The organism is Streptomyces sp. UNOC14_S4, assembly GCF_020740835.1.
In the GTDB taxonomy this organism is placed as follows: Bacteria; Actinomycetota; Actinomycetes; order Streptomycetales; family Streptomycetaceae; genus Streptomyces.
The window spans coordinates 26,384-41,107 of the sequence record NZ_JAINFC010000008.1; the positions used below are offsets into that span (position 1 = coordinate 26,384).

Annotated in this window: 13 protein-coding genes, 1 tRNA gene and 2 pseudogenes; 9 read left to right on the plus strand and 7 right to left on the minus strand. The window is 68.0% G+C overall.

Going from position 1 to position 14,724, the window contains the following annotated elements; all coding sequences use genetic code 11:
• Positions 1–23: 23 nt before the first annotated feature.
• The 4 genes from K6I34_RS01665 to K6I34_RS01680 all read right to left on the minus strand — a co-directional run bounded on the left by K6I34_RS01665 (position 24) and on the right by K6I34_RS01680 (position 4,718).
• Positions 24–1,124: an SIS domain-containing protein gene (locus K6I34_RS01665; protein WP_229322168.1), complete on the minus strand. Its 1,101-nt coding sequence runs from the start codon at positions 1,122–1,124 to the stop codon at positions 24–26.
• Positions 1,125–1,208: 84 nt separating this feature from the next.
• A complete protein-coding gene (locus tag K6I34_RS01670) occupies positions 1,209–1,955 on the minus strand; it encodes an SDR family NAD(P)-dependent oxidoreductase (RefSeq protein ID WP_229322169.1) in 747 nt (248 codons plus the stop codon).
• 517 nt (positions 1,956–2,472) lie between these two features.
• Complete coding sequence (locus tag K6I34_RS01675; protein WP_229322170.1) at positions 2,473–3,525, minus strand: acetylserotonin O-methyltransferase; 1,053 nt, start codon at positions 3,523–3,525, stop codon at positions 2,473–2,475.
• Positions 3,526–4,340: 815 nt separating this feature from the next.
• Positions 4,341–4,718 carry a nuclear transport factor 2 family protein gene (locus K6I34_RS01680; RefSeq protein ID WP_229322171.1) on the minus strand — a complete coding sequence of 126 codons (378 nt, stop codon included), beginning with the start codon at positions 4,716–4,718 and terminating at the stop codon, positions 4,341–4,343.
• A gap of 258 nt (positions 4,719–4,976) precedes the next feature.
• On the opposite strand from K6I34_RS01680, the gene K6I34_RS01685 reads away from it, so the two are divergent.
• Entirely contained in the window at positions 4,977–5,702 is a 726-nt protein-coding gene (locus K6I34_RS01685; protein ID WP_229322172.1) for a dienelactone hydrolase family protein, read from the plus strand.
• A gap of 200 nt (positions 5,703–5,902) precedes the next feature.
• Here the strand turns inward: K6I34_RS01685 and K6I34_RS01690 are convergent, their stop codons facing one another.
• Both K6I34_RS01690 and K6I34_RS01695 read right to left on the minus strand, forming a co-directional pair.
• On the minus strand, positions 5,903–7,183 hold the full coding sequence (locus tag K6I34_RS01690; protein ID WP_308293950.1) for a cytochrome P450: 1,281 nt from the start codon (positions 7,181–7,183) through the stop codon (positions 5,903–5,905).
• A gap of 143 nt (positions 7,184–7,326) precedes the next feature.
• Positions 7,327–7,479, minus strand: a pseudogene (locus K6I34_RS01695) (DUF6193 family natural product biosynthesis protein); the annotation flags it as partial.
• A 20-nt stretch (positions 7,480–7,499) separates the two neighbouring features.
• Between K6I34_RS01695 and K6I34_RS01700 the strand changes: the two are divergent.
• From K6I34_RS01700 to K6I34_RS01735, 8 genes and pseudogenes are all read left to right on the plus strand, one after another.
• A pseudogene (locus tag K6I34_RS01700) lies at positions 7,500–7,913 on the plus strand (transposase); the annotation flags it as partial.
• Complete coding sequence (locus K6I34_RS01705) at positions 7,910–8,404, plus strand: NUDIX hydrolase (RefSeq protein WP_229322174.1); 495 nt, start codon at positions 7,910–7,912, stop codon at positions 8,402–8,404. The pseudogene K6I34_RS01700 and the gene K6I34_RS01705, both read left to right, overlap by 4 nt.
• 647 nt (positions 8,405–9,051) lie before the next feature.
• Positions 9,052–10,293, plus strand: a complete 1,242-nt coding sequence (locus K6I34_RS01710) for a helix-turn-helix domain-containing protein (RefSeq protein WP_229322175.1) — start codon at positions 9,052–9,054, stop codon at positions 10,291–10,293.
• Positions 10,294–10,459: 166 nt separating this feature from the next.
• Positions 10,460–11,095: a hypothetical protein gene (locus K6I34_RS01715; protein ID WP_229322176.1), complete on the plus strand. Its 636-nt coding sequence runs from the start codon at positions 10,460–10,462 to the stop codon at positions 11,093–11,095.
• 199 nt (positions 11,096–11,294) lie between these two features.
• Entirely contained in the window at positions 11,295–11,564 is a 270-nt protein-coding gene (locus K6I34_RS01720) for a hypothetical protein (RefSeq protein WP_229322177.1), read from the plus strand.
• A complete protein-coding gene (locus K6I34_RS01725; RefSeq protein ID WP_229322178.1) occupies positions 11,561–11,839 on the plus strand; it encodes a hypothetical protein in 279 nt (92 codons plus the stop codon). The genes K6I34_RS01720 and K6I34_RS01725 overlap by 4 nt, the downstream gene beginning before the upstream one ends.
• A gap of 318 nt (positions 11,840–12,157) precedes the next feature.
• Positions 12,158–13,039, plus strand: coding sequence for a radical SAM protein (locus K6I34_RS01730; protein ID WP_229322179.1), 882 nt, complete (start codon positions 12,158–12,160; stop codon positions 13,037–13,039).
• A 10-nt stretch (positions 13,040–13,049) separates the two neighbouring features.
• Complete coding sequence (locus K6I34_RS01735) at positions 13,050–14,180, plus strand: methyltransferase domain-containing protein (protein WP_229322180.1); 1,131 nt, start codon at positions 13,050–13,052, stop codon at positions 14,178–14,180.
• Between the two features lie 185 nt (positions 14,181–14,365).
• Here K6I34_RS01735 and K6I34_RS01740 read toward each other — a convergent pair.
• Positions 14,366–14,439: transfer RNA gene (locus K6I34_RS01740), tRNA-Pro, on the minus strand.
• Positions 14,440–14,724: the final 285 nt, after the last annotated feature.

Here is a 14,724-nt window from a genome sequence, read left to right on the forward strand (position 1 = left end):
TCTTCCGACGCCGTGCGCCCGTGTCAGCCGGCGTCCTCCGCGGCAATGGTGCTGCTGTGGTACCAGGGGTTTCCGGCGGCTTCGGAGATGAGGTTGCGCGAACTCGTCTCCCGCGCCTTTCCCAGATCGAGGGCGAGGTACTGGACGAACTCCAGGGCGGTGAAGTACTGCCGGATGAAGGTCGGTTGGTCGAGTTCGATCTCGGTGACGGTGACATTCGCGTTCTGCGGGATCGGCGCGGTCAGCAACGACACCAGGTTCTTCCGCTTGGCCTGCGTGTACTCGTCCTCTTCCGGGTCGGTGAAGACGAGGATGCTGTGCCGCCGCTCGGGATCGGTGAGCGTGGCCACCTCGCTGTGGCAGAACTCGTGGAAGAAGTTCCGCGTCGCCGGCACCATGGCGATCTCGTTGAAGTGCATCTTGGCCAGCTTCAGCAGGCTCTCGTGCCACTTGGGCGAACCGAGCATGATGATATTGGCGTTCTCGCTCCGTACAGCGGCGTCCGCGGCCAGGGCGCGCAGTGCGGGGGTGAAGTCGCCCCGCAGGTCCTCGGCCAGGGCGCGGACCTCGGGTCCGTAGTCCTTCGTCAGCAGACCGATCTGCAGGAACATGTCGACCAGGATCGAGAAGTACTGGCCCACGTGGAACAGCGGGTACTCGCGATCCGGCTTGCTCAACGTCCACCGCGCGATGGAGACACCGTGCTCCTCGCCCAGCTCGCCGAGCCGGCCGCCCGAGGTGAGCAGCAGTACCCGGTCGTGCATGGGGCGCAGCGCGTGGAAGGCACGGACCGGCTCGTTGGAGTGGCCACTGTACGAGCTCAGGATGATCAGCGTGCGCTCGTCCTCGATCACCGTGCGCGGAATCAGGTACTCGAAGTCGTAGTCGTTGAAGACATGCACTTCGAGGTCGCTCCGGATCGAGTTGAAGAACACCTTGATCACGTCCGACACAATGGCCGAGCAGCCCATTCCGCTGAAGACGATGCGCGTGAAGTGACCGTCCTTCAGTCTCTTCAGCAGATCCGCGGAGATTCCGGATATGTCGTACTCATCAAACTTGGTGAAGCCGGTGCGGTACTCCTGCTCCAGGAACTCCTGGTAGCGCTCAAGACGTGATCGCATGGATTTTCTTTTTCCCTGAACGTTGAAGGAATGCTGGCGATTCCAGCGGTTGGCGGTGTGCGTCGCGGTGGCGCGCCGAGCGCTTCACCACATGAACTGGCCGCCGTCGACGATCAGTTTCTGCCCGGTGACGTACGTGGCACCCTCGCCCACAAGGTACTCCAGAGCGTCCGCCATCTCGTCGGTGGCGCCTATCCTGCGCTGCGGAATCTCGTTCAGCAGCGCCTCCATGTACTCCGGCTCGGCCAAGCGGTAGCGCGTACGCATCTCCTCGGTGTCGATCATCCCCGGAATAAGGCAGTTCACACGGATGCTCGGGGCGAGCTCCATGGCCAGGCACTTGGTCAGATGAAGCAGACCGGCTTTGCTCGAACAGTAGTTGGCGCCGTTCATCCGGGGCCGAATAGCAGTAGTCGCACCGATGTTGACGATGGAGCCGCCACCGGCCTCCAGCATGAGCGGCGCAAAGGCCCGTGTCATATAGAAGGGGCCGGAAAGGTTGGTATCCAGCACCCGGCGCCAGTCGGCGTCGGAGATTTCGAGGACCGGACGGTCGACATTCAGGCCGGCATTGTTGACCAGGACCTGCGGAACCCCGTGCTCGGACCGTACGAGTTCGGCGAGTTCAGCCACCCCGTCCGGGTCGGACACATCCGACCGTACGACCGAGAGCCCCTTTTCCACCTCTTGCACGGCACGGTTCGCCGATTCTTCGTCACTGCGAAACGTGGCGACCACCCGATATCCCAACCGGGTGAGCCGGTGGCTGAAAGCGAGACCGATTCCCTTGGTTCCGCCGGTAACGATAGCAAGCCGGTCAGGCGAATTCACTCAAGCTCCCTTTCATGGACACGGCGCCGAGGAAACGGGCAGGGCACACTGCCACCCCGCCCCAACACGGAGCTGTCGGCGGGCGGTTCGGGGTTACGGTGAAGGTAAAAGTGAAGGTGAGGAGGTACGGATGCGGTGACGGCTGCTCAGGGCAGGCGGCCCTCAGCGCTCCGGCCCGGACACGCGCGGACACGCGCGGACACGCGCGGACACGCGCGGACACGCGCGGACACGCGCGGATGCGTACGGAGCACGCAGCTGCGTGATGCGCAGGGAGAGTGGACGGACGCCTGCGTGGACGGACACATGCGTGGCCGCACCGTGCTTCTTTACGCGGATACGGGGTACGTGGGCGCGTAGCCGTGCGGCCCCGAAGGAAAGGATGTGACACGCGAGCGCAGGGCGCCATGGAAGTGGTGCGGCCGCGCTCTGACGGGCGGGCCGCGCCGTCAGGCGATCGCTGCCGCTGTGGCCCGCCTGACGGATCGGCAGTGAGGCGGGTGGAGCGCGCAGGGACTCAGCCGGCCAGGGGCTTGCGGGCGCGCAGGATGACGTCGAAGCGGCCGGGGTACTGGCGATCCATCGGCTCGAAGCCCGCCTCGGTGTACCACTGCTCGAACTCCTGCGCCGTGTAGATACGGCCCTCGGGCGACGCGATCGTCTGGACGTACGCCGCCATGAACGCGGCGTGGGCCGGGCCGGTCTCGTCGTCGTCCAGGGCGCACGCCACGATCACCATGTGACCGCCCGGCTCCAGAGCGCGGTACGTCTTCGCGAAGAGGTCGCGGACCTGCTCGGGCGACCAGATCTCCAGAAAGCGCGAGTAGACGACGCAGTCGTGGGAGGAGGGGAACTCGTCCTTCCAGATGTCGGTCCCGACCGCGGTGATGCGCTCGGAAAGGCCGGCTTCGGCGATCCGGGCAGTGGCCATCTCCGCCACGTTCGGAAGTTCGAGGATGGTCGCCCGAAGGTGCGGCCAGCGCTGCGCGAAACCTATGGAGTTGGTCCCGGTGCCACCGCCGACGTCCAGCACCTTCCGGTACGACGAGAAGTCCACTGCGTCGACGAGGTCCTCGACCACCGAGCGGCTCTGGTGATCCATCATGGCGGTGAACACCTGCTCGAGGTTCTTGTCCTCACCGAGGAGCTCGTAGAGCGTGGTCGCCGGGGTGTCGGCGAGCAGTTCACGATGCAGCCCCTCGTTCTCGTTGTTCACGAGCGACTCGTGGAGCCAGCCCATCGGCTGGTACAGCATCTCGTGGGTGTAGCGGACGATGACCGGCATGAACGCGTTCTGGTCGCCGGCCAGCAGGTCGGTGGCCGCGGTGTTGTGGTATCCGTTGCCCTCCTTGCGTACGAGGCCGAACGCACAACACCCGAGCAGCAGCACGTGTCCGGCACGCTCCTGCAGCCCAAGCTCGGTGGTGATCTCGTCGAGGGTGCTGCCCGGCCGGTCCTTCAGCAGGGTGAAGAGCTCAAGACGCAGAGCGGCATGCATGAACGGAAATCTGAAGCTGGTGTACACCAGATTCCACAGCTCGTCCAAGGCCGTCTCCGACGATTCCTTCATGGCGATCTCCTTCACGTTGTAGCGTGCCTTGAGCAAGCGCTTTCGGCTGTGTCGTGGTGAAGTTCTGCATCGTCCGGTTGCGCTCATTGACAATCGCCATGGAATAGCCGCACCTCGCCTTCAGCAGGCAAAGTCGGTTCAGCAGCGCACGCAATGCGGGAGGCATTCGCTTCCGCTCGGCGCCACACACTCAGGGGCGTGCTCATCCCTGGCGAATTCCTATCCCTGTTTCCCTGTTTTCAGCAACGCCGAAGCAGGCGGGAGGCTTCACCTCGCCACGGCCGTTCACATAGGTACTTTCTCGCCACAGATACAACACCAAACCCGGTGATCGCACAAGGTGTTCGAGGTTCTCGCACAGGCATCAGTGGCGTGAATCATGCGTCGCGGCCGAAAGTCGCCTGATGAAAACCCGGGCACCTGACGTCTCCACTCAACTCGGACATCGCGACAGGATTGATGACGAAAGAAGTGAATAAGCACTTCCAAAAACATGCCGGCGATCCACGGAAAGCTGCCGTCAAAGTTTCCGGAACACTCACGAATTCCGGGCATGCCAATGGGCCCGGCGAGATACTTCTTCGCTCGCGCCGGGCTCACGGTGTTCGGAATGGTGCGCAGCGCGCAGGGGGAACGGGAGGGGTCAGCGGACCCCGGCGAGCGAACGCGGGGTCACCACCTGGGTTCTGGACCGCTTCCCGGACCGGGGCCTCGCCTTCGACGAGTTCGGGCCGTTGGGGATCCGGCCCACCGCAGGCTCCGCCCAACGCGAGGAACGCGCCCGCATCCGCGGCGAGAAGCGACAGGAGGACGACTCAGGAGGCGGACGGCCCGATCTCCCCCGCAAAGACGATGACCTGGTCGATGAGGCCCCGCCGCAGATGGACGACATCCGTTCCCGCCAGGCGGGGGCCTCCATCCGGCGTGGTGAAGACCCACCGGTACCGGGCCCACTCGTCCGGCATGTCCACCGCCGAGCAGCGCACCATCGTGCCGGTCCCCGCCGGGTGGCGCCGGATGTCCAGCACGAACCGCTCGACCGCCTCGATTCCTTCACTGCGACCCAACGGCCCCCAGAAGACCACGTCCGAGGTCAGGGCCTGGGAGAGCAGGGCAGTCACATAGCTGTCGTCCGAGGCGTTGAACGCGGAGATGAACATGTCGATCGCGGAGCGCGCCGTCTCTTCCTGCATACCCCAGTAATACCAGCCGTTGCGCGTACGCTCGTCCCACGAGCCGCCTTCCGATCACGGCGGACCATCCGACCCCGCTGCCCCACCGTCCGAGTGACTGACTGTGCGTCAACATCGGTACGCCAGCGACACGGCGGACCGGTCGCCCCGCAGGCTGCGACCGGCGAAGGAAAGGCGCACGTCAGATGCGTACTGAGCCCGCGCCTGCGGTGGCAACAGCCGTCCGGACCACCTCTGCGGTCATTACAGTCTGTTCGCATGACGACGGTTACGACGCGCACGGTCACCTATCCGGCCGACGGCCTGACCATGGTCGGCCACCTCGCGCTCCCGCCTGGCGGCGGCCGTCGGCCCGCGGTCCTGATCGGCCCCGAGGGACCGGGGCTGAACGACTTCCAGCGGCGCCGCGCCGACGCCCTGGCCGAACTCGGCTATGTGGCACTCGCCTTCGACATCAACGGCGGACGCTGGTTCACCGACCCTGAGGAGATGCTGGCGCGCATCACCCCTCTGCTCCGCGCCCCGCGGAGGATGCGGGACATCGGCCACGCGGCGCTCGACGTCCTGCGCGCCGAACCGCGCACCGACCCCGACCGGATCGCCGCCGTCGGCTACGGCACCGGGGGCGCGATCGCGCTGGAACTCGGCCGTGACGGCGTCGACCTGCGGGCGATCGGCACAGTCAATGGACTCACCACCGGCCGGCCGGGCGAGGCGGCACGCATCCGGTGCCCGGTCTGGGCCGGGGTCGGATCGGAGGACCCGATCATGCCTCCGGCACAGCGCGAAGCGTTCGCCGCCGAGATACAGGGCGCGGGTGTCGACTGGCGTCTTGTGCTCTACGGCGGCGCCGTGCACGCCTTCCACCACCCTCCCGTCGACCAGGCGGTGGTCCCCGGCGTCGCCCACCACCCGCGGCACGCACAGCGCGCTTGGCGCGACGTCGTGGACCTGCTCACCGAGTGCTTGCCCTTGACGGAATGACGGGGCCGACTCTGTGCGGCGGTCGGTGGAACTCCATCGGATGGATTCAGCCGCGCAGGTCGAGGTGATCCTGCATCAACTGCCGCGGCAGTGAGCCTCCTCCCCCGCTGACCTGCGCGAGCGGCGCGCCGCGACCGCTCACCCGCCCGTCAGCCCGTCAGCCCGTCAGCCCGTCAGCCCGTCAGCCCGCGGCGGGCGTATCACCACCGCACCGGCAGCTCTCGCACCCCCCGGATCAGCATCCCCGGGAGCCACTCCCCCTGCTCCCCGTCCGCCGTCAGGTCCGGGCAGCGCTCCAGTAGCGAGCGCAGCGCCACCTCGCCCTCGAGGCGGGCGAGCGGGGCGCCCAGGCAGAAGTGGATCCCGTGTCCGAAGGAGAGATGGCCCCGGGCATCGTGCCGCCGTACGTCGAAGCGTTCCGGATCGGGGAAGCGCGCCGGGTCGTGGTCCGCGCCAGCCATGGCGATCAGCACGATGGCACCGCGCGGCACCCGTACGCCGCCGATCTCGGTCTCCTCCAGGGCGATGCGCGGCGTGGTGGTCTCCACCGGCCCGTCGTAGCGCAGCGTCTCCTCCACCAGCCCCGTCGCCAGCCCCGCCGGATCGGCCCGTACGGCCGCCAACTGCTCGGGGTGCGCGAAGAGCGCGCGCACCGCGTTGCCGATCGTGTTGACCGTCGTCTCGTGCCCGGCGACGAGCAGCAGGAAGGCCAACGAGACCAGCTCGTCCTCGGTGAGCCGGTCGCCGCCCTCGTCGACCGTGTGGACGAGGGCGCTGAGCAGGTCCTCCCCGGGGTTCTCGCGCTTGGCGGCGATGAGCCCCGTGAGATACGGCATGACCTGCTCGTACGCCTCCTTCTCCGCCTCGGGGCTGGTGGGCGCGAGGGTCTCGTTGGACCAGGCGTGGAAGGCGGCGCGGTCCAGGCCGGGGACGCCGAGCAGTTCGGCGATGACGATCATGGGGAGCGGGGAGGCGAACGCCTCGATGAGGTCGGCGCGGCGCGCTCCGTCCGCCGTCATGCGGTCCAGCAGTTCGTCGGTGATCTCCTGGACGCGGCCCCGCATCCCCTCGACCCGCCGGGCCGTGAACTCCCGCGCCACCAGCTTCCGCAGCCGGGTGTGGTGGGGCGGGTCGCTCATCAGCATGTTGGCGTTGCCGAGCATGTTCAGGGCATACGGCGGGGTCCAGCCGGTCTGCCGCCACTCGCGATGCCAGTCCCGGCTGAGCTGCGGGGCGCTGAAGGCCTCGCGCGCGGCCTCGTACCCGACCACGAGCCACACCACGCCCCTGTCGGGCGTCACCACCTGGTGCACCGGACCGCGCTCGCGCAGCCGCGCGTAGGCGACGTACGGGTCGGCGTCGAAGTCGGGGCTGAGCGAGGCGAGCACCTCGATCCCGCCGGGGCTGTCGGGCCGGCCGGTTCTGTCCGGTATCGCGGGATCGGCGGCGGCTGTCTCGATCTCGATCTCGGTCTCGGTCACGACGGAATTCCCTTCCCCCAGGCCCGTGTTACCGGCCCCCGCCGACCACTCCGAGCACGAACGATCACTCTAATCCCGCACCCCCACCCGCACAACTGTCCGCCTCCCTTGCCAACCTCGGGCTCTCATCCTGCGCTCGACTACTACTGCATTGCGGCTTCGTGGGCTGCGAGTTCTTCGGAGTTGCCTGCAAAGGCAGGACCGCAGCCCGCAGGCAAGAAGTGGAGTTCCATCATTCCGGTCCAGGGGAACAGCTGACGCAGGCGGGGTTCCGCGTAGGCCGCTTCCAAGAGTTCGGGCCGTACGCGTCCGTCATCGCCTGGGCCCTGCCGACGACATCGCCGAGATCACCGCCGCCCAAGTCCGCCGGGTGGTCACCGATCTGATCGAGATGGGCCGCCGACACGTGGGTGACCGCGACATCCTCGTCGTCCTCGACACCGGATACGACGCCCCGCGCATGGCCCACCTTCTGGCCGGGCTGCCGGTGGAGGTCCTGGGGCGGATGCGCGCGGACCGGGTCATGCGCCGTCCGCCGGGCCCCGCCCGATCGTCTCCGCACCGCGCGCTCACGGCCGTTGAGCGTGCGGTGCGGAGGCACCCGGCGCGTAGGCCGACGTCATGGGAGCATCCCCCGCCGGTCCGTTCCCTGGCATTCAGCCTCTGTTGCCCGGCTTCCTCACTCCCGGTGACAGCACCCCAGGCGCCTTTGAGATCGTGGGCGTCATGAGTGAGCTGGTGGAGCGTGTGGACGAGTGGGACCAGGTGGTGGGGGTTGTCGACCGGGGCGAGGCCATCCGCAGGAAGTGGCTGCACCGGGTGGCGACCGTCATCTGCCGTGATGCGGAGGGCCGGATACTCGTGCACCGGCGGCCGGAGAACGTTTCACGGTTCCCGGGCCGGTACAACTGGCTGCTCGGCGGCGCGGTGAACGCGGGTGAGACCTACGAGAATGCCGCTGCCCGGGAGCTGGAGGAGGAACTCGGTGTCCGTGCCCCGGTCCGGCTTGTCTTCACGTTTCTCTGCCGTGGGGTGATCAGCCCATACTGGCTCGGCGTGCACGAGGCCGTCATCGCAGAGGGCATGGCGCCCGACCGGTCGGAGATCGCCTGGCATGACTGGCTTCCCGAGGCTGCTCTCAGGGAGGCCCTGCAGCAGTGGCCGTTCGTTCCCGACTGCCGGGAAGCCTTCAGCAAGTACATCGCGCTCCCGGGACGGTAGCCCGCCGACACCCGCCTCTACGGCAAGGCCACCACCCGGGCCTGGGACAGCCTGGAAGCCGCCGACCGGTGGACGTGGCTCGTCCAGGACCTGCGGCACCCCTGGGAGAAGCCCGCCCCTCCTGAACGGCTCAGCCCGTTGGTCCCAAACTGGTCCCAGAGACCGCGCCCGTGCGGCACCTGCACTCGTCAGGTGAGCAACACAAAGAATCCTCTGACCTGCGATTTCCCGCCGATCAGAGGCTTCTTTCACCGTGTCCGGACGGCGGGATTTGAACCCATCCACGTGACCCATTTCACCTGCGATTTTCCCGGGAAACGGACATACACGGACGTTTGCATGCCGTTGAGTCCCGTTCCGTGCCGCCTGGAGCCTCCCTGTGTTGCACGTGCAACACGGCGCCCAAGGGCGATCGGCGCTTTCAGGCGAAGGGTCGCCGCCAACTCCTGACGCCGCGCCGGGGGTGAGCGGCCGGACATCAATGGTCACGCCGGAGGGGAACCGCCAGTTCGGACTGTGACGGCATTGCCGTCACTCTCTGTCGCCCTCGCTCTGCGCCCGAGGGGCCCTCTCCCTGAGCGCACCGACCACGTGGCGCGGGTACCGTTCAAGTAACCGGTACGTTCCAGAACGGAGTTGAGCGGCCCATGCAGTGGAGTGATTACACGACTGGTGAGCGAATCAAGATCCTTCGAGGCCAGGACATCAACCAGACCGGACTGGCGGAGATGACGGGGTTGTCCGTGGCCACGATCCAGAAGGCTGAACAGGACAAGCAGCTCACACTCAACACCCTCTTGAAGGTCGCCGACACGCTGGGGGTGGACACCTCCGTTGTCCTCGGGCAGCAGGCGCCGCGGCGAGCCATGGCGCATGCCGACCGTTCTGTGCTGAGGGCCCTGTCTCAGACCGTGCATGACACTGCGGCCGGTCTGCTCCCCGAAGGTGTGGAAGCGGAGGGCGCAGCGAGCCTTCGAACGGCAATCGACCGGTGCTGGGATTCCTACTGGAAGGGTCTCTACACGAACGCCGGAGCACTTGTTGCTCCCCTGCTACCCCGCGCCGCCGCACACCTGCACGGGCAACCCGTGGGAGCCCAGGGCGACGCCTGGGGGCTGCTGGCCGACGGCTACCGGCTCGCGGCATACGTGGCGAACTTGATGGGGGCCCGGGACCTGGCGTACGCAGCCATCGGGCACGCCCAGTCGGCCGCGAACCGGTCTGACGATGAGCTGCAACCGGCGCTCGTCGACTCGGGGCGGGCCTGGGTGTACCTCCGTGACGCCCGGCTCGGTGATGCTCTGACACTGGCGGAGAAGGCTGCTGCAGACATCGAGCCCCGGTTCTCCAGCGCCACACAGGAACAGCTCACGGTCTACGGCTCGCACATCAACTTCGCCGCCGTGGTGGCAAGCCGGATGCGGGACAAAGACCTGGTGAAGTCGTACCTGTCCCAGTCGACCGCCACTGGGGCCCGTATGGGCAGTGAGTACCGTGCCCGCGGGACGCTCTTCGGCCCCGTCACGGCCGACACCCAGGCGGTTGGCATCGCCGTTGCCCTGGGGCAGACAGGGAAGGCGCTGAGCTTGATCGATGACATCTCCGACGCCTCTTTGGGTGCACTCACCGAAGCGGCCCGCAACAGGTTCGCCATGGACAAAGCCATGGCTCAAGCGGACGCCAAGCAGTGGGACGCCTCACTCGACACGCTGGAAAAGACCTTGGTCGAAGCCCCCGCATGGGCCCGTCATCAGGCATTGCCCAGCGTGATCGTTCAGAAAGTCGGACACGCGTCGACAGCGCGGGTGCGTCGCGTGTCCGCACTGATCGGCGTGCGCCCCGGCATTGATGCCGGTTTCGCCCCCGCAACCAGTAAGACGGCCCTGTAACCCCGGCAGGCCGATGTCACACCAGGGCGCTCGCACGTGACGTACGAGCTGTGACACTTGATCCATCAACAGTCGTACACCACGGGAGAGTTGAAGCATGACGACTTCGCCGAGTCGTACATCTCATTTCTTCCAGGAATGCCCGGGGCAGAGCACGGTAAGTGCCATGAACCAGACGCCCCCGGACCCCCGGCGCCGCCGACTGGCGGATGCCGCAAGCGGCTTCCCCGAGCGGGTCGCGGTCGTGCTCTACACATGTTCTTGCGACGACCGCGACCCCGTGGACACCCTTGCCGCCCTGCGTAAGCATGCTGAGGCACGGGATTGGGTCGTGCACAGCGAGCTGTACGACACTGACCCGATCACCAAGACCCGGACCGACCGGAAGGCATGGCCGAACGCGGCACGCCTTCTCAAGAACCGGGACGTCGAGGGTCTCGTGGCCCCCGACGAAACGGAGATCGCCCTTTACCCGCGAGGGAAGGAGCGGTTGCGCGAGTGGCTCGCTTCTTTGCCTGCCTTCGCGAGGTATATCGGATCGCTTCCCTCCGGAGCGCCAGGGTGCGCCCCAGAGCCGATGAGCGACACGGCCACGCCCTGGGAGGGCTACCGCACCGGCGTGTTGGTAGCCGACAAGGAAACGGGGGTGCTCGGACTGACCACAGGCCGGAACGACCGGATCATCACCGTCAAGGGATTGGGTGGCACGGCGCAGTGGAGGGCGGACCTCTCCCGCCTGCGGATCGCCACCGACAAGGAACGCGCGGGCCTCGGGCTCGCTCCCCGGGACGTGGGCCTGTGATCTCCCTACTCCACTCCTCGGGCTCCGCGGGCACCGTCGTCGGCGGAGACACCGACCGGTGCGACGAGTGCGTGCGGCTGCGCGCAGAGCAGCATGCGGGATGGGCTTGCCGGGATTACCTTCGTGCGATCGCTGCCCAGCACCGCTCCCTCGACCACTTCGCCGCGGTGCACGCGTGTCAGCGGGCGGGGGCGACGTCGTGACGGACATGCCGAGACGCCTGGCTCGCGCGGCCGCCGACCTGCCCGTTGGGGAAGTGGTTTTCGACGCCCGTTACGGGCTGACGGGCATACTGACTCGCCTTGACGGTCCCGTGGCCTACATTTCCCGCCCCACCGGGTTCGACTGGTGCACCCGCCGTTCCCGCGTGCGCCCGGCGAGTGAGGAAGAGCGGCGGCGCTACGACGCACTGATCGAGATGCACGAGGCTCAGGTGCGATTCATCGAAGCGTCGGCGGCCGTCCGGTGATCGCCTACGTCAAGAAGTACCCCGACTGGGTGATCCTCTCGGACAGCGAGCGCCCCGATCAGTACAGCGTCGCTTGCCGTAAGTGCGGCGCTTCCGAGGACGTCGGCAGTTCCTCAGTGCTTGGTCATACGTGGGCCATCGAGCACACGGCTGCGACGGGTCACGAGAGCATCCTCCTCCGCGGCGCCCTCCCCTTGCTGGTCTGCCCGCCGGAGCCGGAGGACAGCAGCGAGGAGTCCCAGCCGGAGCGGCGCGGGCGGCACCCGCGGCCATAGGAGCCCCTGCCTTGCCGGGCCTCGCGACGCTGGTCGGCTCCGCCCGGTGTGCGGCCTGGGGTAGAGCTCTCCAGGTTTCGGAGGCGGGATACCGCCCGGCGAGGGTTGGTGAGCCCCTCGCCGGGCGGCCTCAAGCCCCTGCCCCTTCGGCGTCTCATCCCCCGAAACCCGGAGGGGCGGATTCAAACGCCCGCCCGGTCGGCGCACAGACTGCGTCTGCGGAGTCGGCCGGGCGGGTCGGCAAGTACACGACGGCACAGGGGCCGTCCCTGTGCCGTCTCAACCGGTACCAGGAGGGGAACGCTCGTGACCGTGTCCATGGAGACGATCAGCCCGGTACGGCTCAAAACCCTGGAGCTGGAAATCACAGGTGGGTGTCAGCTCGCGTGCACCCACTGCTACGCCTCGTCCAGCCCGCAGGGTACGCACGGCAGCATGACGCTCGCGGACTGGACTCGGGCCATCTCCGAGGCGGCAGGACTGGGCATTCCGCAGGTCCAGTTGATCGGGGGCGAGCCGACGCTTCACCCCCGGTGGGTCGAACTCGTCGACCACGCCCTGGGCCGGGGCCTCGCGGTGGAGATCTACAGCAATCTCTTCCATGTCGGCCGCCGCGCGTGGGACGTGTTCGCCCGCGACGGCGTGACGCTCGCGACGAGCTACTACAGCGACCGTGCCGAAGAGCACGACCGCATCACCACGCGTCCTGGCAGCCATGCGCGCACCCGCGCCAACATCGTTGAAGCCTGCCGCCGTGGCATCGTCGTCCGGGCCGGCGTCGTGGGCGTCCTCGACGGCCAGCGGGTACAGGAAGCCCGCGCCGAACTCGGCGCCATGGGCGTAGTGCACGTGCGGGTCGACCGGCAGCGTGCGTTCGGGCGCGCGGACGGCGGGGCGGTGCCGGACCCTGGGGAGTTGTGCGGAAGGTGTGGAACCGGGCGTGTGGCCGTGCTGTCGGACGGCAGCGTGTGCCCATGCGCGATCAGCCGTTTCATGGCCTGCGGCAACGTGAAAGACCAGTCTCTGGCCGACGTCCTCGCCAGTCCGGAATGGCGGGCGACGGTCAGCCGTGTCCCGGCGCGTGCCGGGGGCGACCCCTGCGACCCGGACTGTCTTCCGGCGCTGGACGGCGCGGACTGCGCGCCTGCCGAGCAGCAAGCATGTGACCCCGCGTACGCGGACATCCCCGACAAGAAGTGAGGCAGCGCTTGTGGACTGGAAACCGCACGCCCGGCGCTTGGCCGAGGAAGTCGCCGACCCTGTCTCGCGCTGGCGTCCTCTGATCGCCGAGACGGCCCGGCACGAGCTCGTGCCCCGATGGTGGTCGCGTAGCCAGGGCGGCTGGGTACTGCACAACGGCGCGGCCGATCCCGGGGCCTGGAGCCGCGCCGTGTACTCGGACCGGACGCTCGTGACCCGGGTCGGACCGCTCCACGCCGACCACGCCGAACCGGGGCGGACGGCCACCGGGCCCGCGACGTCGTCCTCGACGCTGCCCAGCCTGGTCATCCAGATGTACCGGCACGGACGGCTGTACCCGGGGGCGGACCTGCTCGACGTGGCCACGGGCTCCGGCTACGGCACGGCGCTCGCGGCCCGTCTCCTCGGCGACCGTCACGTCACGGCCATCGACGTCGACCCCTACCTGACCGAGGCCGCGCGGGACCGGCTCGACCGCATGGGCCTGCACCCGGGCCTCATCACCGGCGACGCCACCGGACCCCTCCCCGGCGACTACGACCGCATCGTCTCCATGGTGTCCGTCTGGCCCGTCCCCGCGTCGTGGCTCTCCGCGCTCCGGCCGGGCGGACGGCTGGTGACGACCATCGCGAACACGTCGATCGTCCTGACAGCCTGGAAGACCGACGACGGCCGCGCCGTCGGGAAGGTCGAACCCGACTGGGCCGGGTTCATGAGCACCCGGCACGGTGCCGACTGCCCGCCCGGGCCCGGCGACCGGTTCGACGCCGTCAAGGACGCGGACGGCGACAGCGTGACCCGGGGCAGATACCCGGTCGTGAACCTCTCGGACGCCTGGGAACTGCGCTCGATGCTCGAACTCGCCGCTCCCGGAGTCCAGACGTACTACCGGCAGGACGGCGAACAGCGCACGGCATGGCTGCTGCACCAGGACGGATCATGGGCTCGCGCGACAGCCCGGTTCATCGACCCGCCCGACGTCCACCAAGGCGGCCCCCGACAACTCTGGGACGTCCTCGAACGTATCCGCCACCGGCAGAACACCGAGGGCGGGCTACCGCTCCACGGCAGCCGCGTGGAGATCACCCCCGATGGCGCCTGCCATCTGTCCCGCGGACGCTGGACAGCCACCATCAGCTGAGAACAACCACCCGCCGCGCTTGCCGCCGTCACGCCAGAAAATCCGGAACCTGTCCTCGCCGCCGCCCATCCGCCGACACCGTACCGACGCCATATTGATCAGCGCAGGAGGATTCGTGCTGCAAGGACGGGAACACGAATCAGCCCCTGATCTACTTTCGTAGATCAGGGGCTGATTCCCCGGTGTCGGGACGGCGGGATTTGAACCCACGACCCCTTGACCCCCAGTCAAGTGCGCTACCAAACTGCGCCACGTCCCGGTGCTTGTCCGGCTCGGGCTTTTCCCCTCGCCGACCGCGCATGAGAACAATACCGCACTCCAGCGGGTGATCGCGCACGCCTTTCATCGAGGGACGGCTCGGGGTCGGGCGGGGCCGGGGCGGGCGGCTGGATTCCGTGATCCACGCCGAGTCGGCGCGCAGGTCCCAGCCGAGTCGGCGCAGCCCCCATCGAGCCGGCATAGCCCCCGAGCCGGCACAGGCCCCCCGAGCACGCGCGAGTACGTACGGGTACGCGCGAGCGCGCCGCCGCCGTCGGCCAGGGGG